Source organism: Reyranella sp. (genome assembly GCF_965279465.1).
Taxonomy (GTDB): Bacteria; Pseudomonadota; Alphaproteobacteria; order Reyranellales; family Reyranellaceae; genus Reyranella.
This window is the reverse complement of the sequence record NZ_OZ257242.1, coordinates 4512414-4531597: the sequence shown is the minus strand read 5'-3', so window position 1 is coordinate 4531597 and position 19184 is coordinate 4512414. Positions and strand designations below refer to the sequence as shown.

Here is a 19184-nt window from a genome sequence, read left to right as displayed (position 1 = left end):
CTTCCTAGTTCCCCAGCGGCTTCGCACCGACGGAGCGCAACGCCATCTCGGCATAGAGGCACGCCGTCTGCTCCTCGCTGAGCCGCCCGCCCGGCACGTACCACATGGAGACGTGAGTCCATTGATCGAGCAGCGCCATCGCCGTCGCCTTGAGATCGCGCCTGCCGTCGACCTCGGGCGGATCGAACACGCCCTTGTCTATGCCGTCGGACAGGATGCCGACCACCACGCCGCGGATCGCGCGACGGCTGCGGCGGATGTCGCTCACCCGTTCGGCGTCGAGCCAGCTGATCTCGCGATTGGCGACCAGCGCCTCGATGCGCAGCCGGCAGTGACGCATGACATAGGCGCGCACGAAGGCCGCCAGCCTGACGCGCGGATCGCTGCCCGCCCCCACCACCGCCTGCTGGCAAACACGCTCCAGCTCGGCCTGGGTCGTGGTGATGATGTCGTGGAGCAGTTCGTCCTTGGACTTGAAGTGGTTGTACAGCGCGCCTTGCGTGAGCCCGCAGGCCTTCATGATGTCGCGCACCGTCACCACGGGATAGCCGCGCTCGGCGAATTGAGTGAAGGCAGCGGCACGGATCGCTTCGACCGGCGGGCGTCCGTCGCGCTCGACGGACGGCGGCTCGGCGATTGCGATCTTCCGTTTGCTCATCGCGTGCCTCCGGCAATTCCCTCGACCAGCTGCCAGCCGAGCTCGGCCGCGGGCCGCACCAGCTTGCCGGAGTCCGCGGCACGAACGTTCGACGCGGTGCCGTCGAGCGAGCGCGCATAGACGCCCTGGCGGATGCAGGACACGCGAAACAGGTTATAGGCCATGTAGAACTCCCAGAGCGCGGGAGCCGGGACGGCGCGCTTCGACAGGCCGCAGTAATACGCGACCATTTCCTCTTCAGTTGGCAGGCCTAGCGCGGCGAGGTCATGGCCTTTCAGCCCGCCCCAGTCCATCGGCGTGCGCCACAGCATGCAGAGGTAGGAGAGCTCGGCCAGAGGATCGCCCAGGGTCGAGATCTCCCAGTCGATCACTCCCAGCACCCTCGGCTCGGTCGGATGGAAGACCATGTTGTCGAGGCGATAATCGCCATGGACCAGCACCGTCTCGTCGTTCTGCGGCAGGTGTGCAGGCAACCAGTCGAGCAGCCGGTCCATCGCCTCGATGGTCTCGGTCTCGGAGGCCTTGTACTGCTTGCCCCAGCGCGAGATCTGGCGCGCGACATAGCTGCCCGGCCGCCCGAAGTCGGCCAGTCCGAGCGCCGCATAATCGACGGCATGGAGCCGCGCCAGTACATCGAACTTGGCCTTGTAGATCGCCATCCGGCCTTCCTTCGGGACTTCCGGCAGCAGCGGATCCCACAGCACGCGACCGTCGCAGTACTCCATTATATAGAAAGGTGTGCCGACCACGCTGTCGTCCTCGCACAGGGCGTAGGCCGTCGGGGTCGGCACGTCGGTCTTATTCAACGCAGAAATTACGCGAAATTCGCGATCGACCGCGTGGGCCGACGGCAGCAGCTTTCCCGGCGGCTTGCGGCGCAGCACGTAGCGGCGCCCCGCGCCGTCGGTCAGGCGATAGGTCGGGTTGGACTGACCGCCCTTGAACTGCTCGACCGTGAGAGGCGGCACAAAGCCGGCAACGTGCCCGGCCATGAACCCGGCGAGTCGCTGCTCGTCGAAGCGATGCTTCTCCTGCACCGCCATCGTGCCGATGTAATCCGCACCTTTTCTCGCCACCGCAAGCCCCTGCTGAACGATTGTTCACTTTGGCGCCGAGTTTGCTCGCCCGTCTCAGCGCATGCAATACACACTCAAGGAGTTCGCGTGGCCCACCTTCTGACCCTTTATCCGTTGACGACGTGCCTGATCCTGTCGGCAACGGGGATCATGATCGGCCTGCTGGGCGGTCTGCTCGGGGTCGGCGGCGGGATCATCGCGGTACCGGTGCTGCTGGAGGTCTTCGGCTCGCTCGACGTCCCGGCACAGCAGATCATGCCGCTCAGCGTGGGAACGGCGCAAGCCAGCGTGCTTGTCGCATCGATCACCGCAGCCCATGCCCATTGGCAAGCGGGCACGATCGACGGTGCGCTCGTGCGGCAGTGGCTGCCCGGTCTGCTTCTTGGTACCGCCTGTGGTCTGGTGCTCGGACCGTTCGCGCCTGCGAAGCTCCTGACCATGGCCTTTGCGATCGTCGCCGGAAGCCTTGGGGTGAAGATGGCTCTCGGTCCGTTGCTCGTTCTCAGCCGCCACCCTCTCAGGGGTCCGATCGCCCAGATTCCGCCAAGCCTCGTCGGTGCACTGGCGTCTGCACTCGGCGTCGGCGGCGGCACGCTCAGCACGCCGACTCTCGCGCTCTTTTCATATCCAGTGCAACGGGCGATCGGTGCCGGAGCACTCTTCAACGTCGTTGTAGCCCTGCCCGCCACAATCGCGTTCCTTTCGATGACCCCGCAAACCGCGAACCGCCCTGCGGACGCAGTCGGCGATGTTGCATTGTTTTGTGTGGCGGCGCTGTCTCTCCCCGCGCTCTTTGTCGCGCCTATGGCAGCCCGCTGGTCGACGCGTGTGCCGATCATGCTATTGCGTCAGGGGTTCGCGCTTTGCCTGTGCGCCATCGCCGTCCGTATTGTGATGCGGCCGTGAAGTTGGGGCTTGGGCGGGACGGCCAAATTGTGTTTATCTCATGGTTGGGTTGGCTCGACTGTCTCGGGCTCAAAATCTACAGATAACGAGTCTGCGTTGGGGAGGCATCGTTGAGCCGATTGCTAAGCAAGGACTTCTTGTCCGGGGTGATGTTCATCGCCTTCGGATTGGGCGCCCTGTATTTCGGGCGCAACCTGCAAATGGGTACCACGGTACGCATGGGGCCAGGTTACGTGCCTCACATGCTCGCCTACATCATGATGTCGCTCGGTGGAATCCTCGCGGTGGTCTCGCTGGTGACGGCGTCGTCCGAGCGGACCGAGGCACCGAAATGGAAACCGATCACGATGGTCACGATCGGGATCGTCTGTTTCGCCGCCCTGTTCGAGCGTGCCGGCCTTTTGCCTGCGCTGGTGGTGCTGGTCCTGATTGCCTCGCTCGGTGGCGAGGAATTCAAGCTCGTCGAAGTCCTCGGCAACATGATCGTCCTGGCGGTGCTCTGCACCCTCGTCTTCAAGGTCGGACTGGGAATGAACATCTCCATCATCAACGGAGTGTGGTGAGATGGATCTCCTGAACAATCTGTTCCTCGGCCTTTCGGTTGCAGTCTCATTTCAGAATCTGGCCTACGCTTTGGTCGGATGCATGGTCGGCACGCTGATCGGCGTGCTGCCCGGCATTGGGCCGGTGGCCACCATCGCGATGCTGCTGCCGATCACCTTCCATCTGCCGCCGACGGCCGCGCTGATCATGCTGGCCGGCATCTACTACGGTGCCGCTTATGGCGGCTCGACGACCTCGATTCTGGTCAACCTGCCCGGTGAAGCGTCGTCGGTGGTGACCTGCCTCGACGGCTACCAGATGGCCCGTAATGGCCGCGCCGGAGCCGCGCTCTCGATCTCGGCGGTCGGCTCGTTCTTCGCGGGCACCGTGGGCACGATCATCATCGTGATCTTCGCCGAACCTCTCACGCGCATGGCGCAGAAGTTTGGCCCGGCCGATTACTGCTCGCTCATGGCGCTGGGCCTGGTCGCTGCCGTCGTGCTGGCGAGCGGCTCGGTCCTCAAGGCGATCGCCATGGTGTTCCTCGGCCTGCTGTTCGGTCTGGTCGGCACGGACGTCAATACCGGGGCGCAGCGTTTCACCTTCGACATTCCCGAACTCTCCGACGGCATCGACTTTGCGCCGATCGCCATGGGATTGTTCGGCATCGCCGAGATCGTGGTCAATCTCGAGCGACACTTGACGCGATCCGGGACCATCAAGGTCGGCTCGCTGTGGCCGACTCGCGAGGAAGTCCGCCGGGCATGGCCCGCGATCGTCCGTGGCACGGCGCTGGGCTCGATCCTCGGCGTGTTGCCGGGTGGCGGCCCGACCCTTGGCGCCTTCTCCGCCTATACGCTGGAGAAGAAGATTTCCAAGACGCCGCAGATCTTCGGAAAGGGTGCCGTCGAGGGCGTTGCCGCTCCCGAAGCTGCCAACAACGCGGCCTCGCAGACATCGTTCATTCCGATGCTCACCCTCGGCATCCCCTCCAACGCCGTCATGGCGCTGATGGTGGGCGCCATGATCATCCAGGGCATCCAGCCCGGCCCCGAGGTCATGACCAAGAAGCCGGACCTGTTCTGGGGTATGGTTGCCTCGATGTGGATCGGCAATCTCATGCTCGTCATCATCAACCTGCCGATGATCGGCATGTGGGTGAAGCTGCTGACGGTGCCCTATCGCTTCCTGGCACCGGCGATCCTGCTGTTCTGCTGCATCGGTGCGTACAGCCTCCAGAACAGTACCTTCCATGTGTACCAGGTCGCCGCTTTCGGCGTGCTGGGATACATCTTCTCTCGCCTCGGCTGCGAGGGCGCACCGTTCCTGCTCGGCCTCGTTCTCGGACCGCAGATGGAGGAATACTTCCGGCGCGCCATGTTGCTGTCGCGCGGCGACCCGATGGTGTTCATCCAGCGGCCGATCAGCCTCGGCCTCCTGATCGCCACCGCGATCCTGCTGGTGCTGATGGCTCTGCCCAGCATCAAGAAAGCCCGGCAGGAAGCCTTCCAGGAAGAGAGCTGACGCCCGCGAAGGAGTACCAAATGTCCGACCTGCCCAAGCGTGTGAGCATTTCCGAGGAAGGACCTCGCGAGGGTTTCCAGTCGGAAAAGAAGATGATCCCGGTGGCCGATAAGGTGCGTCTGATCGAGGCGCTGGCGGACACCGGGCTCGGGCACATCGCCTGCGTCTCCTATGTCAACCCGAAGCGCGTGCCGACCATGGCCGACGCCGAGGAAGTGGCGCAGGCGATCCGGCGCAAGCCCGGCATCGAATACGCCGCCCTCTGGCTCAATCAGCAGGGCCTCGAGCGGGCCCTGCGCGGACCGCTGCACGTCGATGGCGGCATCCGCGTCACCGCCTCCGACACCTTCTCGAAGAAGAACATCGGCAAGGCCGTGTCCGACGCCCTGGTCGAGCAGCGCCTGTCGCTCAAGACCTTCAGGGACCGCGGCATGCCGGTCGAATGGGGCATCATCCTTGGCGCCTTCGGCTGCAACTACGAGGGCGAGCTGTCGACCGAGCTGATCCTTCACCGGGTCCAGCAGGCGCTCGACGAGGCCGAGCTGGCCGGCTTCACGCTCAAGGGCATCAAGCTCACCGACGCCATGGGGTGGGCGACACCCGCATCGGTCTATCGCCTGATCGGCGCGATCCGCAACAAGTGGCCCGAGCTCGAGATCTCGCTGCATCTTCATGACACGCGCGGCACCGGCATGGCCGCGGCCTACGCCGGCCTGCAGCTCGGTGTCACGAAGTTCGATGCCTCGATCGCCGGGCTGGGCGGCTGCCCGTTCGCCGCGACCGACGGCGCGGCCGGCAACATCTGCACCGAGGACTTCGCCTTCATGTGCGAGGAGATGGGGGTCGAGACCGGCCTCGACATCGACAGCCTGATCGAAGCCGCCAAAGTCGCGGAGGACGTGGTCGGCCGCCTCCTGCCCGGCCATGTGATGCGCGGCGGCACGCTCAAGGCCGCCAAGGCGAAAGCTGCACAGAAGGCCGCCGCATGAACGCCGAAACAATGCCGCTCGCAGGACTCGTCCCGGACTCGACCTATGTCGAGGTCGCCAAGGTGCCGTGGGTCCAGACCCGCTTTCCCGGCATCGAGGCCAAGACCCTCATGGAGAACAAGGAAACCGGCCTCGCGACCCTGCTGATGCGCTGGGCGCCCGGCGCGCGCCTGCCGCTGCACGAGCATGTCGAGGTCGAGCAGACCTACGTGATCTCGGGCTCCTTCTCCGATCACATGGGCACATGCCGTGCCGGCGATTACGTCTGGCGCCGCGCCGGCAGCCGCCACGATGCCTGGACCGACGAGGGCTGCCTCGTTCTCGCAGTCTTTCTGAAGCCCAACCAGTTCTTCGATTGATCGAATCCTCCCGACGCGGCAACATGAGCCGCGATCGACGCCAGAAATAAGGCGCGACGCTCAGGGAGGATTAAGATGTTTCGACGCTCCGCAGTCGCGGGCGCTGTAGCCGTTTTGTCGCTTGCAGCTCCGGTCGCCGCCCAGACCGTTCCCAAGGAAATGTCGTGGACGGCCTACGACACCGGCTCTTCCGGCTTCAACATCGCGGTGGCGATCGGCCAGCAGTTCAAGCAGGCCCTCGGTTCCGACGTCCGCGTCCTGCCGTCCGGCAACGACACCGGGCGTCTTGCCCCGGTGAAGGCCAATCGTGCCGTCATTTCCCAGATGGGAATCGGCACTTACTTCGCGCAGGAAGGCGTGTTCGAATTCGGCACCAGGAGCTGGGGGCCGCAGCCCGTGCGTCTCATGATGTCCGCCACCGCCTGCAACGGGCTCGGCCTTGCGGTCGCGAAGGATACCGGCGTCAAGGAGATCAAGGAGCTCAAAGGCAAGCGTCTTGGCGTCGTCGTCGGCTCGCCTGCCCTGACGCAGGGCGTGATCGCGCTGATCGCTTTCGGCGGGCTGACCGCGAAGGACATGACGCCGGTCCAGTTCTCGTCCAACAACGCGATGTGGAAGGGCGTCCTCAACAACGAGGTCGATGCCGTGCTGTCCTCGACGATCTCCGGCCAGTCCAAGGAGGCCGACAGCTCGCCGCGCGGGATCATCTGGCCGCCCATGCCGGCGGACGACAAGGAAGGCTGGGCGCGGGTCCACAAGAAGGCCCCCTATTTCGTCGCCCACAAGGCCACCTGCGGGTCGGGCGGGCTGTCGCCGCAGGCGCCGGTGGTTATGGCCTCGTATGCCTATCCGATCTTCATGACCTATGCCGATCGGCCGGCCGACACGGTCCACGCCATCACCAAGGCGATGCTGGACACGTACGACAGCTACAAGGGCGGCGCGCCCGGCGTCGAAGGCATGGCGCTGTCTCTGCAGAACTTCACCTGGGTCGTGCCCTATCACGACGGGGCGATCCGCGCCTTCAAGGAAAAGGGCGCCTGGAACGAGGCGGCCCAGAAGCACAATGACGGGCTGATCAAGCGCCAGAACGTCATGATCGAGGCCTGGAAGGCCTTCGGCGCCAACGCGCCGGCGGACGAGAAGGCGTTTGCCGACGGCTGGCTCAAGGCCCGTGCCGCCGCCCTTCAGAAAGCCGGCATGGACGTGGTCTTCGACTGACCCGCAAGGGTGCGTGCAAGCGCGTCGCCGCCTGAACCCGCGTGGCGCGCCCCCAGCGGACCCGGCGTCTTCAAGAATTCACAGACCTTCAGGGATTGCGGGCCATGACCGACCAAGCCGCGCGGGTCGTCTTCGACGACCCGCACCAGACCGGACCGGCCGAGGCGGAAACCATGCGCGTGCGCACCCTGAAGGGTGCGTGGCGCTGGGGGCTGATCGCGCTGACCGGCCTCACGATCTTCCTGTGCATCAACCAGCAGTTCAGCCTGCGCTTCTTCGTCGGCTTCACGCCGCTCAACACCGAATACTTCTACCTGCTGATCCTGTGCATGCTGCCCTTCACCTTCCTGATCTTCCCGGGAAGCGCAGCGGCCTCGACCGACCGGATCGCGTGGTACGACGTGGTGCTGTTCGTGATGACCGCGGCGGCGGCCTTCTACCTGATGATCAACATCCGCCAGGCCGCCGAGCTCGGCTGGGAATTCGGCGATCCGCCGGCGCCCGTCATCTGGGCCGGCTATGCGATGTGGTTCGCGCTGATGGAGGCGCTGCGCCGGACCGGCGGCTGGAGCCTGTTGCTCTGCGTGTTTCCTTTCACGGTCTATCCGCTGTTCGCGGGCTCCCAGTGGCTCGGCCCGCTGAAGGGCACCCAGTCGACCCTCGAGCAGACGGCCGCCTATCACGTGCTGTCGACCGAGAGCCTGCTCGGCATCCCGATCCAGGCCTTCGCCGACGTGGTCATCGGCTTCCTCGTCTTCGGCACCGCACTGATGATGACCGGCGCCGGCAAGTTCTTCATCAATCTCGCCTTCGCCCTGTGCGGCACCTTCCGCGGCGGCGCGGCGAAGGTCGGCATCTTCGCCTCCGGCCTGCTCGGCATGATGTCCGGCAGCATCGTCAGCAACGTGCTGACCGCGGGCACGATGACAATCCCGACCATGAAGCGCACCGGCTTCCGCGCCTCCTATGCCGGCGCCATCGAGGCCTGTGCGTCGACCGGCGCGGTGCTGGCGCCGCCGGTGATGGGCGCGACCGCGTTCGTCATGGCGCAGTTCATGGGCACGACCTATGCCGAGGTTGCGCTCGCCGCCATCATCCCGGCGATCCTCTATTACGTCGGCCTCTTCCTGCAGGTCGATTCCTATGCCGCGCGCAACGGGCTGAAGGGATTGCCGCGGCGCGAGCTGCCGAGCGCCTGGGCGACGCTGAAGGAAGGCTGGTACTACGCCTTCGTCGTCGTCCTGCTGATCGTGATGCTGCTCTACTTCAAGCGCGAGAGCCATGCGCCGTTCTATGCGACGGCCCTGCTGCTGGTGCTGAACCAGTGGGCGCAGCCGGGCCGCTGGCGGACGATCAACGCAATCAACATCGTCGTCGCGCTCGCCGCCACGGCCCTCATGACGATCCGCGGCGAGGCCTTCGCCAAGGCCCTCGCCTTCCCCGCCGGCGAGGGGCGGCTCGATGCCTGGATGAATGCCATCCTGCTGCCGGTGCTGGGCGGCATGCTGCTGCTCGTGCTGCTGAACGAGCTGTTCGGCGAGAAGCGCTGGGGCTGGGGCAAGTACGTCTCCTTCCTCGAAGCCAACGGCCGCACCTTCGTCGAGCTGGTCGGCATCCTGGCAGGATGCGGCCTGCTGATCGGCGCCTTCTCGCTGACCGGCGTGATCGCCTCGCTGGCCAACGACCTGCTGGCAATCGCGGGCACCAACGCCCTGCTGCTGCTGGCCATGTGCGCGCTCACCAGCCTCATCCTCGGCCTCGGCCTGACCACCACCGCCTGCTACATCTTCCTGGCGATCCTGGTCGGTCCCGCGCTCGAGAAACTCGGCCTCAACAAGATGGCCGTGCACATGTTCATCTTCTACTGGGGCATGCTGTCGTCGATCACGCCGCCTGTCGCGATCGCGTCCTTTGCCGCCGCCGGCATCGCCGGTGCGCCACCGATGAAGACCGGATGGGAATCGATGTGGGTGGGCAGCATCATCTACTTCCTGCCCTTCTTCTTCGTCGCCAATCCCGCGCTCGTGTTGCAGGCGGCGACGCCGGGCGGCCCGGTGCCCTATTTCGAGGCGCTCTACCTGATGGCCACCGCCATCGCCGGCATCGTGTTCATCTGCGGCGGCATCCAGGGCTATCAGGCTGGCATCGGCGACCTGCGCGGCGCCGGCCTCCTCGAGTGGCCGCTGCGGGTGCTGCTGGTGATCGGCGGCCTCGTCCTGGCGACTCCGGGTGGCGGCATCATGCCGTTCAGCAACACGACGATGGAGCTCGCCGCCGGCGTCATCCTGGTGCCGACGGCCCTGCTCGCGCTGCTGCTCGTGCGGCGCGCCCGCGCCTCCGGCTGATCGCTCATGCTCTTCCGGACCGCGAGCCTCTGGCTCGCTCAGAAGCCTGAGCGAGCCAGAGGCTCGCGGTCCGGAAGAGATGAGAAGGCGCGCTGCTGGACCGGTCGGCAGGCGGCCGCCGTCATTGATCAACCGACCGACACCGTGCAAACCAAGGGAGGACTGCCCATGCTTCGCGTAACCATGCTTGCAGCATCGATCGCCGTTGCCGCCTCGGCATTCGGCACGGCCGGGGCCCAGGACATCAAGCTGCCCGGCACGCTCACCCTCACCGCGTACGACACCGGCACGTCCGGCTTCAACATCGCCGTCGCCGTCGGCAAGGTGTTCAAGGAGAAGTACAGCAGCGACATGCGCATCCTGCCGGCCGGCAACGACATCGCCCGGCTGGCGCCGCTGAAGAACGCGCGCGCCCAGGCCTCGGCGATGGGCATCGGCAGCTACTTCGCTTCCGAGGGCGTGTTCGAGTTCGCGGTCAAGGAATGGGGCCCGCAGCCGCTGCGCCTGATGATGTCGTCAGCGTCGTGCAACGCCATTCCCCTCAACGTCGCCAGAGACACCGGCGTCAAGCAGGTCAAGGATCTCAAGGGCAAGCGCATCGGCACGGTCGTCGGCTCGCCCGCCCTCAACCAGAATGCCTTCGCCATCCTGGCCTTCGGCGACCTGACGGTGAAGGACGTCAAGCTGGTCGAGTTCTCGAGCTTCGGCGCGATGTGGAAGGGCATGATCAACAACGAGGTCGACGCCGCGGTCGCCTCGACCATCACCGGCCAGGTGCGCGAGCTCGAGACCTCGCCGCGCGGCGTGGTGATGCCGCCGACGCCCGCGTCGGACACCGCGGGATGGGCCCGTTTGCACCGGATTGCCCCCTATTATTACCCGCATAAGACGACCTGCGGTGCGGGTGGCTTGAGCCCGACCCACCCGATCGAGCTGCCGAACTACCCCTATCCGATCTTCGTCGCCTACGCCTCGCAGCCCGGCGACCTGGTCTACTCGATCACCCGATCGATGATCGTCGACTACGCCCAGTACAAGGACTCCGCGCCCGGCGCCGACGGGCTCGAGGTCCAGCGCCAGGTCCTGAAGTGGGTGCTGCCCTACCACGACGGCGCGGTGAAGGCGCTGAAGCAGGCCGGCGTGTGGACCGACGAGGCGCAGAAGCACAACGACATGCTGGTCAAGCGGCAGGACACGCTGGTCGCCGCCTGGACCGCCTACACCAAGGCCGATGCGCCGGCCGACAAGGAGGCGTTCGCCAAGGGCTGGATGACGGCTCGCAAGGCGGCACTCGCAAAGGCCGGCCTGCCGCCAGTGTTCGAGTGACGCCGGCGGCCCAACCGGCCTATCTTTTCCGCGTCCGGCACCTGAGCCGGACGTGCAGGGAGGAATGAAGATCATGGCTGGCGTCCTGGAAGGCATCCGCGTTCTCGATTTCGGTCGCTACATCGCCGGCCCGTTCTGCGGCACCATGCTGGGCGATCTCGGCGCCGAGGTGATCCGCATCGAGAAGCTCGAAGGCAGCGAGGACCGCTGGGTCACCCCGGTCACCGACGACGGCCAGGGTGCGATGTTCCTCCAGATGGGCCGAAACAAGCTCGGTCTGACGCTCAACCCGATGAAGCCCGCCGGCCGCGAGATCGTCCGGAAGCTCGTCGCCGTCTCCGACGTGGTGATCGCCAACCTGCCCTACGAAGACATGAAGAAGATGGGCATCGACTACGACACGCTCGCGGCGATCAATCCGCGCATCATCCTCGCCACCAACTCGACCTTCGGCTCGGAGGGCCCCTACGCCACCCGCGTCGGCTTCGACACGATTGGCCAGGCGATGTCCGGCGCCATGCACCTGTCCGGCGACGGCGAGGTGCCGACCCGCGCCAACGCCCCCTATGTCGATTTCGGCTCCGCGCTCCTCAGCACCGTCGGCGTGCTGGCCGCGCTGATGGATCGCGCCAAGAGCGGCAAGGGCCAGAAGGTCGAGACCGCCCTGCTGCGCACCGCGATCAACATCACCAACAGCCACCTGATCGAGCAGGCGATGCTCGGCCTTGCCCGTACCGCCACGCTCAACCGGGGCTTCACCGCCGGCCCGTCGGACACGTTCAAGTGCAAGGACGGCTGGATCTACGCCATGACCATCGGCCAGCCCCTGTTCGTGCGCTGGTGCCGCCTGATGGGCAACGAGGACCTCACCGCCGACCCGCGCTTCAAGGACGACCTGGCGCGCGGCGACAACGGCGAGGCGCTGTCGGCGATCATGCAAAAGTGGTGCGACGCGCGCACCGTCGCCGAGGCGCTCGAGCTGCTGGAGGCCAACCGCATCCCCGCCGGCGCGGTCTACACGCCGCAACAGACGCTCGACGACCGGCACGTGCAGGAGGCCGGCTTCTTCCATTCGATGGAATTCCCCGGCGCCGCCAAGCCGATCCCCGTCCTGCAGGAGCCGGTGAAGCTCTCGCGCACACCGCTCACCATCCGCTCGCGCGCGCCCAAGCTGGGCGAGCATACCGACCAGATCCTGGCCGAGCTGGGCTATCCTCCCGAGGCGATCGAGAAGCTGCGCGCCGACCGAGTGGTTTGAGGCCGGTCGCATGACCCCGGCGGACCGTTTCGCGGCCCTCCCCGGCCTGCTGGCGGCCGACACCGACCTGCTCCGCCGCGGCCGCTGGGCGACGGTCGAGTGCCGGATCGACATCGGCAGCGAGCCGTTCTTCCTGACGATCCGCGACGGCGCCCTCGCCGGCTTCGACCGCGGCCCGCGGCTGATGCGCTCGACGACTTTCACCGTTCGCGCCACCGACGAGGCTTGGACGAACTATTGGCAGCCCATCCCCGCCCCCGGCTGGCACGACCTCTTCGCCCTGACCAAACGCGGCGCGGCGTCGATGGACGGGGATTTGCGGCCGTTGCTGCAGAACCTGCAGTACTTCAAGGACGTGCTAAGGCTGCCGCGGCAAGCGTAGATTTCGGTTTCGCGATATCAGGGCCGCTGCCGTGTCGCTCTTCACTCCGCGCCTCGACATCTTGCCGCCGCCGCAGCGCCGGCTTTGGAAAGAGCTGCGCGACGTGCCCGTCGACTTCGTGCTCTATGGCAGGACAGCGATCGCCCTGCAGCTGGGACACCGGCAGTCGATCGACTTCGCCTTCTTTGGCAATCGCCGGTTCGATCCTGTCGAGCTGGTGCGCGGCATCCCGTTCATGGCCGATGCCACCATTACGCAAATGGAACCTGGAACGGTCAGCGCAAACATAAACCGGGAAGAGATGATCAAGGTCTCGTTCTTCGACGTTGCAGACACGCCGCGCCTGAAGCCGCCGTTGATTGCACCAGATAACGGACTGCAGATAGCCTCGCTGCTCGATCTGGCCGGAATGAAGGCAAAGGTCGTTCTGCAACGCGCCGAGGCCAAGGACTATCTCGACATCGACGCCCTCCTCACCCTGGGAGGACTCGATCTTCCAACAGTCCTGGCCGCGGCTCGGGCGATCTACGGCAAGACCTACGCACCGTTGAGCACGCTGAAAGCCCTGTCGTATTTTGACGATGGCAATCTTCGCCAGGTGCCGGGGAGTGTCAGGAGCCGCCTTCTCAAGGCCGCGCGCGAGGTGGATTTGAACGAGTTGCCCGCCATCGTTCCTTATCGCGACAAGGGCCATGACGACGGGAAGAGCCGATGAAGCCCATTCCGTTGACTGTCGAGATCGAAGAAGTCGCGCGTCACGTCCTCTGGTTCGAATCGCCGAGGGAAGCGTTGGCCGATCCGGTGCGCTTCATGGCCTACGCCATGCGTTACGCGACGCATGAGGATATGCAGATCATTCGCCGCTACGTCTCGGACGACGATTTCAGGGACGCGCTGGACAATGCCCCTCCGGGTATCGTCGACGGACGTTCCTGGGCCTATTGGAACTCGAAAATGGGCCGTGATCCTGTGCCGCCTCTGCCGCAGCGGACCTTCGGGTAGGCAGCGATGGTCGCTGCGCGGCGGAGGCGGTATGGCTCTTCCCGCCGTCCGCTCGCGCGCGCCCAGGCTGGGCAAGCAACCAGATCCTGGCCGAGTGGTCTAAGCGCTCGAGGCGATCGAGAAGCCGCGCGCCGCACGGGTCGTATGACCCCAGCGGACCGTTTCGCCGCCCTCCCCGGCTTGCTGGCGGCCGACACCGACCTGCTCCGACGCGGCCGCTGGGTGACCGTCGAGTGCCGGATCGATGTGGGCAGCGAGCCCTTCTTCCCTCCGCGACGGCGCTCCCGCCGCGCTGGCGGTCCCCGCCTGATGTGCTCGACCGCCTTCACCGTCTGCGCCACCGACGAGCGACGGCCGGGCGGTCTAACTAATGCCGCCCGGCTATGGCGTCGCCCATGTCGTGTGGACGTGTGACCGAGCATCGACGTCCTTTAGGACGACGTCCTCGTTCGTGTTGAAGAAGGCCAGGCAAGAGAGATAGTCGGCTCCGGTTGGCACGGACGACAGCCGCAACTTCGATCAACGGGCAGCGTTGATCCGAATGCGCGCGGACACGTTGCGCAGGCGCATGGGCGGTCAAGGTCACGAGTGCATTGACCTTGTGTGGCCAGATCGAAGCGTCGAACAGCCGCCTCTTGGGCGGGCGAATTCTTCCACAATGAAAGCAGGATGCGCCGAATGATCACTCGTTTGAGCACTGAATCGGTCGCCGGTCTGGCCGCTGTCGAAAGCGGTCCGTGTCTTTCGCTGTATCAGCCCACGCACCGGCGGCATCCGGAAAATCAGCAGGACCCCATCCGCTTCCGCAACCTGATCAAGGAGCTTGAAGCGTCGCTCCTCCAAAGCCATCCCGCCGCAGAGACGCGGCTCTTGCTGGAGCCGTTCGAGGAGCTCGCCCAGGATCGGGACTTCTGGGCTCATACGCTCGATGGATTGGCCGTGCTGGGCGGTGCGGGGCAGTTTCATGCCTACAGGCTCGCGCAGCCGGTCGCCGAGCTTGCCGTTGTGGCCGACAGCTTTCACACCAAGCCGTTGCGGCGGTATCTCCAGTCGACGGATGGCTATCACGTCCTGGGCATCAACCTCCATGCGGTCCGGCTTTTCGAGGGCAATCGCCGGGGACTCACCGAAGTCGATCTCGCCGCGGGCGTTCCGGGGGCGATCGCCGAGGCGTTGGGCGGGGAACTCACCGAACCTCATCAGACCGCCAGCGTCCCCACGCGTCACGGACAGGGGGGGAAGAAGGACGAGACCGATAGCGACGCGGAGCGGTTCTTCCGTGACGTCGACCGGGCGGTGCTGGAGCATTACTCCCGCCCCTCCGGCCTGCCCCTCATCCTGGCGGCGTTGCCGCAGCACCATCATCTTTTCCGCCAGGTCAGCCAGAACCCGTTCCTGGTCAAGCACGGGATCATGTCCGATCCGGATGCCTTGCCGGCGGGCGAGCTCGAACGCCTTGCCTGGCAAACCCAGGAGCCCCTGTATCACGCAAAGCTGCTGGCGTTGGGCGACGCGTTCAAGGAGGCGCAGGCCAAAGGGACCGGCAGCGACGACCTGGTGCAGGTTGCGCAAGCCAGCGCGGCCGGACGGGTCGCGACATTGCTGATCGAAGCCGATCGCGTCGTTGCCGGTCGTCTCGACCAGGCGAGCGGGCAATTCGAAGCCGCCGAGCTGAGCGATCCGGGTGTCGACGATCTTCTCGACGATGTGGGTGCGTTGGTCACGAAGATGGGTGGCGAGGCATTAGTGATTCCCGCCGAGCGGATGCCGACGCAAACGGGTCTGGCCGCGATCTATCGCTACTGAGCGGACAAGAACCCACGGAGAGCGGAATGCAGATCCAGGTCAAGACGGACAACAACATCGACGGTCACGGCGATTTCACGAGCCGTGTCAGGGACGTGGTGGAAAATGCCCTGAGCCGCTTCGGCGGACAGATAACCCGGATTGAGATCCATCTCAGCGACTTAAACGGCGGCAAGGCCGGCAAGAACGACAAGCGTTGCGTGACGGAAGCGCGTCTCGAGGGGCGCCAACCGTTCGCCGTCACCGACCACGGGGACACCGTCGACCAGGCCGTCGACGGCGCGACGGAGAAGCTGGTCCGCTCGATCGACAGCACCATCGAGCGCATGCGCGCTCGAGAGGGGTAAGGACGGACTCCGGCACGGCTCATGGATCGAGCACGCGATCTCGAATTTCTGAAAGGAAAAAGCATGACCAAAACGCCCGCGAAGCCGCACGACAAACCGACGCCCGCCGACGAACAAACCGAAGAGCAGGCGAATGCCCAGGCCGCCGATCGGTCCCCTGGTCCCGGTTCAAAGGACCGGCCGGGCTTCGATCTCGGTGGTGCCGTGACCGACGCAACGGCAGGCACAGGATTGGGGCTGGGAGTTGACGCGGCCGAGAACCGCGATGATCGCCGGCTGCCGGGCCGTCGCGGAAAAGCCAAGCCGAGGCTCTGAGACTTCCGGTCCCGAGCACTTCGCGCACGGCCATGTCGGCAGCCTGCGAGCTGGCGACTCCCTGCTTCGTGGCACGACCGGTTGTGCACGTCGCCGGCATCCTCCACAGTCTGCCGCTCCTGCGTTCGCGATGATCGGCCATGACAGAGTCCGCCAGGCTCTCCGGAGCACTCCCCCGCCTCTATCATACGCCGTCGTCCTACTATTCGATGATCGCGCGGCTCGCGCTCGCCGAGGGCGGCGTCGCCCATGAACGGATCTTCGTCGACATCCATTTCCGGCTGGGCCAGCAGCAGCCGGACTATGTGCGGATCAATCCGGGCATGACCGTGCCGACGCTGGTGCTGGCCGATCGCATCCTCGATCAGAGTCGCGACATCGCGGAGTTTGCGCTCAAGGCAACGCCCGATGCCGAAACGAAGGCCTGGCTCGACCTGCACTACGGCTATCCGATCGAGGAACTGACCTTCGGCCGGATTCTCGCCCGCAATCCGCTGGCGCGGATCATGATCCCGAAGCGGCTCGCGGCGATCCGCCGCCAGCTCCTCGCGCATGCCGCCCGGAACCCCGACCTCGCGGCCGTCTACGAGGCACGCGCCGCGGTCTTCGCCCATCGGATCAGCGCGTTCGAGCCGGACGCCGTCATCCGGCTTGCCGAACGGCGGCGCGCCGAGGCGCTGGGCTTCATGGACCGGCTGGAGCAGACCTTGGCCGAAGGCCGGGCCGTGCTGGTGCCGCCTGCCTATGGCGTCGCCGATGTCGTCTGGACCGTCTTTCTCGGGCGCATGGAATTCGCCGGCCTCGGCGCGGAGATCCCCCGGCGGCCGGCCCTCGCGCGCTACTGGCGCGTCCTGCAGGCGCGTCCGAGCTTTGCCGCGGCGGACATCTGGACGAAGCTTCACATCGGCCGCCTGATCGGCGGGATCGTGGGGATCGGCAGAAGCTAACGGCAAGGCGTCGTCGAACGCTCGGGCTACCACCTCCCCTCACCCTGAGGAACGAGCGAAGCGAGTGTCTCGAAGGGTGGCAACAGGCACGGTGCCCGTACACCTCATGAACGCGGCGGCTCTGACCTTCGCGTTCCCATCCTTCGAGACGCTTCGCTCCTCAGGATAAGGGGGTGACTAAGCCAAGGTAGCTTCAGGAAGAGTCAGAGAGAGTCAGACTGGGCGATCCTCGGCGGTGCAGAACAGCGCGAGCTTGTTGCCCACCGGATCGCGCAGGTAACCCACGAAGAAATTCTTGCTGTACTGGGCGCGGAAGCCCGGCGCGCCTTCGTCCGTGCCGCCGGCGGCGATTCCGGCGCTGTGCACGGCGCGGAGCTGGGCGTGGGTCGGCACGCGAAAGGCATTCATCGAGCCGTTGCCGACCGTGGCCTCACGCGCATCGAAAGGCTTCACGACATACACGGCACCGGGGCCATTGAAGCGATCGGGGCCGTCGGGCAGCGTGTAGATTGCCGCGTCCTTCTGCCCGGTCCTCTCGTAGCCGAGCGGCACGAGGACCGCCGTGTAGAACCGCTCGGAGCGCGGGATATCGTTCGCGCCGATCGTTATGTAGCTCAGCATCGCCATCCCCTTTCCGACGACGTCATCGACAGGCGCCGACCATACACGATCGGGGTTCGGGCGCGGCGGCGTCATCGCGCGGTTGCGCCACGCCGGACGGCGTGGGAGCTTGCCGACACGATGCATCGCTCCCTTTCTCTTATCGGCCTGCTCTCGATCGCGGGCTGCACCGGCGCCGCCGGCCCGGATCCCAACCCGTTGGTCTGGACGGCAACCTATCCCAAGCCCTACCAGGAAATGACCTACTGCCTGAATGCGGCGTCGACGGACTACCGGACGGTGCTGGCGTTCGATGCCCAGCGCGGCATCGGTGGGGTCGAGCTGATCACTCCGGCCTCGGGCTTTGCCAAGTCGGGCAAGGCGGGCGAGTTCGATGTTCGGCGCATCACCGACCAGACAAGCCAGGTCACCTTTCGCAGCGCCATTCGCACGGTCGGCGGCAGCTCGACGATCGAGGACTGGGCGCGGCGACAGGCCGAGAGCTGCGCGCAGTAGCGGAGGCCGCGTGATGGCACCGGTGCTCGAGCCGATGGTCGGCCGCTACCTGCGGCTGGAGATCGAGGGCGTGCCGCATCGCCTCTATTTCGAGGAGGCCGGGCCGGCCGACGGTATCCCCCTCGTCTGCCTGCACACCGCCGGCGCCGACAATCGCCAGTTCCGCCACCTGCTCGCCGATCCCGAGGTCACGTCCCGCTTCCGCGTGCTCGCTTTCGATCTGCCGTGGCACGGCAAGTCGACGCCGCCGGACGGCTGGGAGCGTGGCGAATACCGGCTCACGACGCAGTCCTACACCGCCGCGATCCGGGCCTTTTGCGCCGCAATGGAGCTCGACAGGCCGGTCGTCATGGGCTGCTCGATCGGCGGGCGCATCGTGCTCAACCTCGCGATCGCGCATGCCGCGGAGTTCCGCGCCCTGATCGCGCTCGAGGCCGCCGACTTCCAGCAGCCGTGGTACGACACGAGCTGGCTGCACCGGCCGGACGTCCACGGCGGCGAGGTCTGCGCTGCGCTGATCTCCGGCCTGATCGCGCCCCACAGCCCGCCGGTCAGCCGCCATGAAACGCTGTGGATGTACATGCAGGGCGGCCCCGGCGTGTTCAAGGGCGACCTGTACTTCTATCGCGTCGACGGCGACCTGCGCGAGAAGGTGAAGACGATCGACACCAAGGTCTGCCCGCTCACCCTGCTGACCGGCGAGTACGACTTCTCCTGCACCGCCGAGGACACGCTGCGCACCGCAAGCCAGATCCCCGGCGTCGAGGTGACGATCATGAAGGAAGTCGGCCACTTCCCGATGAGCGAGAACCCGGCCAAGTTCCGCGAGTACATCCTGCCGGTGCTGGCAAAGATTTCTTAAGCTGGGGCGCGCCACTCATGGGCGCCAACTCCAGCGTTCGTACTGGCCGCTTCGAGCAGTTGGAAAAAGACGCACGATGGCGTCGCGCTGCTGGGAACGGACGAAGCTGCCGGGCGCCAACCGCCCATTCTTCGCCGCTGCCCGCAGCTTCGACTTCTCCTGAAACTTGTTCTTATCGCACTGGAATGGCGGGTCGCGATAG

General features: G+C 65.9%; 21 protein-coding genes. 18 read left to right on the top strand and 3 right to left on the bottom strand.

Going from position 1 to position 19184, the window contains the following annotated elements; translation table 11 throughout:
* Nucleotides 1-4 precede the first annotated feature (4 nt).
* On the bottom strand, nucleotides 5-658 hold the full coding sequence (locus tag ACQY8M_RS22000; protein WP_428659674.1) for a TetR/AcrR family transcriptional regulator: 654 nt from the start codon (nucleotides 656-658) through the stop codon (nucleotides 5-7).
* Nucleotides 655-1701 (bottom strand): phosphotransferase, encoded by a 1047-nt coding sequence (locus ACQY8M_RS21995; RefSeq protein ID WP_428675438.1) that lies wholly within the window; start codon nucleotides 1699-1701, stop codon nucleotides 655-657. Before ACQY8M_RS21995 ends, ACQY8M_RS22000 begins: the two co-directional genes overlap by 4 nt.
* A 120-nt stretch (nucleotides 1702-1821) precedes the next feature.
* On the opposite strand from ACQY8M_RS21995, the gene ACQY8M_RS21990 reads away from it, so the two are divergent.
* The 16 genes from ACQY8M_RS21990 to ACQY8M_RS21915 all read left to right on the top strand — a co-directional run bounded on the left by ACQY8M_RS21990 (nucleotide 1822) and on the right by ACQY8M_RS21915 (nucleotide 17004).
* On the top strand, nucleotides 1822-2640 hold the full coding sequence (locus tag ACQY8M_RS21990) for a sulfite exporter TauE/SafE family protein (protein ID WP_428659671.1): 819 nt from the start codon (nucleotides 1822-1824) through the stop codon (nucleotides 2638-2640).
* A 110-nt stretch (nucleotides 2641-2750) separates the two neighbouring features.
* Nucleotides 2751-3203, top strand: a complete 453-nt coding sequence (locus ACQY8M_RS21985) for a tripartite tricarboxylate transporter TctB family protein (protein WP_428659668.1) — start codon at nucleotides 2751-2753, stop codon at nucleotides 3201-3203.
* 1 nt (nucleotide 3204) lies between these two features.
* Complete coding sequence (locus ACQY8M_RS21980; protein ID WP_428659665.1) at nucleotides 3205-4707, top strand: tripartite tricarboxylate transporter permease; 1503 nt, start codon at nucleotides 3205-3207, stop codon at nucleotides 4705-4707.
* Nucleotides 4708-4727: 20 nt separating this feature from the next.
* Nucleotides 4728-5696 (top strand): hydroxymethylglutaryl-CoA lyase, encoded by a 969-nt coding sequence (locus tag ACQY8M_RS21975; RefSeq protein ID WP_428659662.1) that lies wholly within the window; start codon nucleotides 4728-4730, stop codon nucleotides 5694-5696.
* On the top strand, nucleotides 5693-6055 hold the full coding sequence (locus tag ACQY8M_RS21970) for a cupin domain-containing protein (RefSeq protein ID WP_428659659.1): 363 nt from the start codon (nucleotides 5693-5695) through the stop codon (nucleotides 6053-6055). Before ACQY8M_RS21975 ends, ACQY8M_RS21970 begins: the two co-directional genes overlap by 4 nt.
* 75 nt (nucleotides 6056-6130) lie before the next feature.
* Nucleotides 6131-7276, top strand: a complete 1146-nt coding sequence (locus ACQY8M_RS21965) for a TAXI family TRAP transporter solute-binding subunit (RefSeq protein ID WP_428659656.1) — start codon at nucleotides 6131-6133, stop codon at nucleotides 7274-7276.
* Between the two features lie 104 nt (nucleotides 7277-7380).
* Nucleotides 7381-9621: a TRAP transporter permease gene (locus ACQY8M_RS21960; protein WP_428659653.1), complete on the top strand. Its 2241-nt coding sequence runs from the start codon at nucleotides 7381-7383 to the stop codon at nucleotides 9619-9621.
* A gap of 168 nt (nucleotides 9622-9789) precedes the next feature.
* Nucleotides 9790-10947, top strand: coding sequence for a TAXI family TRAP transporter solute-binding subunit (locus ACQY8M_RS21955; RefSeq protein ID WP_428659650.1), 1158 nt, complete (start codon nucleotides 9790-9792; stop codon nucleotides 10945-10947).
* 73 nt (nucleotides 10948-11020) lie between these two features.
* Nucleotides 11021-12205 carry a CaiB/BaiF CoA transferase family protein gene (locus ACQY8M_RS21950; protein ID WP_428659647.1) on the top strand — a complete coding sequence of 395 codons (1185 nt, stop codon included), beginning with the start codon at nucleotides 11021-11023 and terminating at the stop codon, nucleotides 12203-12205.
* Between the two features lie 10 nt (nucleotides 12206-12215).
* On the top strand, nucleotides 12216-12587 hold the full coding sequence (locus tag ACQY8M_RS21945; protein ID WP_428659644.1) for a hypothetical protein: 372 nt from the start codon (nucleotides 12216-12218) through the stop codon (nucleotides 12585-12587).
* Between the two features lie 31 nt (nucleotides 12588-12618).
* The gene (locus tag ACQY8M_RS21940; protein WP_428659641.1) at nucleotides 12619-13302 is read left to right on the top strand and encodes a nucleotidyl transferase AbiEii/AbiGii toxin family protein; all 684 of its coding nucleotides are present in this window, start codon (nucleotides 12619-12621) and stop codon (nucleotides 13300-13302) included.
* A complete protein-coding gene (locus ACQY8M_RS21935; RefSeq protein WP_428659638.1) occupies nucleotides 13299-13589 on the top strand; it encodes a hypothetical protein in 291 nt (96 codons plus the stop codon). The genes ACQY8M_RS21940 and ACQY8M_RS21935 overlap by 4 nt, the downstream gene beginning before the upstream one ends.
* Nucleotides 13590-14267: 678 nt before the next feature.
* Nucleotides 14268-15395, top strand: a complete 1128-nt coding sequence (locus ACQY8M_RS21930) for a hypothetical protein (protein WP_428659636.1) — start codon at nucleotides 14268-14270, stop codon at nucleotides 15393-15395.
* A gap of 26 nt (nucleotides 15396-15421) precedes the next feature.
* Nucleotides 15422-15742: an HPF/RaiA family ribosome-associated protein gene (locus ACQY8M_RS21925; RefSeq protein ID WP_428659634.1), complete on the top strand. Its 321-nt coding sequence runs from the start codon at nucleotides 15422-15424 to the stop codon at nucleotides 15740-15742.
* A 21-nt stretch (nucleotides 15743-15763) separates the two neighbouring features.
* Nucleotides 15764-16057 carry a hypothetical protein gene (locus tag ACQY8M_RS21920; protein ID WP_428659631.1) on the top strand — a complete coding sequence of 98 codons (294 nt, stop codon included), beginning with the start codon at nucleotides 15764-15766 and terminating at the stop codon, nucleotides 16055-16057.
* 140 nt (nucleotides 16058-16197) lie between these two features.
* A complete protein-coding gene (locus tag ACQY8M_RS21915; protein ID WP_428659628.1) occupies nucleotides 16198-17004 on the top strand; it encodes a glutathione S-transferase family protein in 807 nt (268 codons plus the stop codon).
* 213 nt (nucleotides 17005-17217) lie between these two features.
* Here the strand turns inward: ACQY8M_RS21915 and ACQY8M_RS21910 are convergent, their stop codons facing one another.
* Nucleotides 17218-17751, bottom strand: coding sequence for a VOC family protein (locus ACQY8M_RS21910; RefSeq protein ID WP_428659625.1), 534 nt, complete (start codon nucleotides 17749-17751; stop codon nucleotides 17218-17220).
* Here ACQY8M_RS21910 and ACQY8M_RS21905 point away from each other — a divergent pair.
* Together ACQY8M_RS21905 and ACQY8M_RS21900 are read left to right on the top strand one after the other, a co-directional pair.
* On the top strand, nucleotides 17746-18120 hold the full coding sequence (locus ACQY8M_RS21905) for a hypothetical protein (protein ID WP_428659622.1): 375 nt from the start codon (nucleotides 17746-17748) through the stop codon (nucleotides 18118-18120). The genes ACQY8M_RS21910 and ACQY8M_RS21905 overlap by 6 nt on opposite strands.
* Before the next feature lie 13 nt (nucleotides 18121-18133).
* Nucleotides 18134-18982: an alpha/beta fold hydrolase gene (locus ACQY8M_RS21900; protein ID WP_428659619.1), complete on the top strand. Its 849-nt coding sequence runs from the start codon at nucleotides 18134-18136 to the stop codon at nucleotides 18980-18982.
* Nucleotides 18983-19184: the final 202 nt, after the last annotated feature.

Excerpts from the sequence above, each read along its gene's own strand:
- ACQY8M_RS21995 (WP_428675438.1), bottom strand. The coding sequence starts at position 1,701 with ATGGCGGTGCAGGAGAAGCATCGCTTCGACGAGCAGCGACTCGCCGGG.
- ACQY8M_RS21930 (WP_428659636.1), top strand. The coding sequence starts at position 14,268 with ATGATCACTCGTTTGAGCACTGAATCGGTCGCCGGTCTGGCCGCTGTC.
- ACQY8M_RS21915 (WP_428659628.1), top strand. The coding sequence starts at position 16,198 with ATGACAGAGTCCGCCAGGCTCTCCGGAGCACTCCCCCGCCTCTATCAT.
- ACQY8M_RS21960 (WP_428659653.1), top strand. The coding sequence starts at position 7,381 with ATGACCGACCAAGCCGCGCGGGTCGTCTTCGACGACCCGCACCAGACC.
- ACQY8M_RS21975 (WP_428659662.1), top strand. The coding sequence starts at position 4,728 with ATGTCCGACCTGCCCAAGCGTGTGAGCATTTCCGAGGAAGGACCTCGC.
- ACQY8M_RS21980 (WP_428659665.1), top strand. The coding sequence starts at position 3,205 with ATGGATCTCCTGAACAATCTGTTCCTCGGCCTTTCGGTTGCAGTCTCA.
- ACQY8M_RS21925 (WP_428659634.1), top strand. The coding sequence starts at position 15,422 with ATGCAGATCCAGGTCAAGACGGACAACAACATCGACGGTCACGGCGAT.
- ACQY8M_RS21920 (WP_428659631.1), top strand. The coding sequence starts at position 15,764 with ATGGATCGAGCACGCGATCTCGAATTTCTGAAAGGAAAAAGCATGACC.
- ACQY8M_RS21955 (WP_428659650.1), top strand. The coding sequence starts at position 9,790 with ATGCTTCGCGTAACCATGCTTGCAGCATCGATCGCCGTTGCCGCCTCG.
- ACQY8M_RS22000 (WP_428659674.1), bottom strand. The coding sequence starts at position 658 with ATGAGCAAACGGAAGATCGCAATCGCCGAGCCGCCGTCCGTCGAGCGC.
- ACQY8M_RS21950 (WP_428659647.1), top strand. The coding sequence starts at position 11,021 with ATGGCTGGCGTCCTGGAAGGCATCCGCGTTCTCGATTTCGGTCGCTAC.
- ACQY8M_RS21970 (WP_428659659.1), top strand. The coding sequence starts at position 5,693 with ATGAACGCCGAAACAATGCCGCTCGCAGGACTCGTCCCGGACTCGACC.
- ACQY8M_RS21945 (WP_428659644.1), top strand. The coding sequence starts at position 12,216 with ATGACCCCGGCGGACCGTTTCGCGGCCCTCCCCGGCCTGCTGGCGGCC.
- ACQY8M_RS21900 (WP_428659619.1), top strand. The coding sequence starts at position 18,134 with ATGGCACCGGTGCTCGAGCCGATGGTCGGCCGCTACCTGCGGCTGGAG.
- ACQY8M_RS21905 (WP_428659622.1), top strand. The coding sequence starts at position 17,746 with ATGCATCGCTCCCTTTCTCTTATCGGCCTGCTCTCGATCGCGGGCTGC.
- ACQY8M_RS21935 (WP_428659638.1), top strand. The coding sequence starts at position 13,299 with ATGAAGCCCATTCCGTTGACTGTCGAGATCGAAGAAGTCGCGCGTCAC.
- ACQY8M_RS21965 (WP_428659656.1), top strand. The coding sequence starts at position 6,131 with ATGTTTCGACGCTCCGCAGTCGCGGGCGCTGTAGCCGTTTTGTCGCTT.
- ACQY8M_RS21910 (WP_428659625.1), bottom strand. The coding sequence starts at position 17,751 with ATGCATCGTGTCGGCAAGCTCCCACGCCGTCCGGCGTGGCGCAACCGC.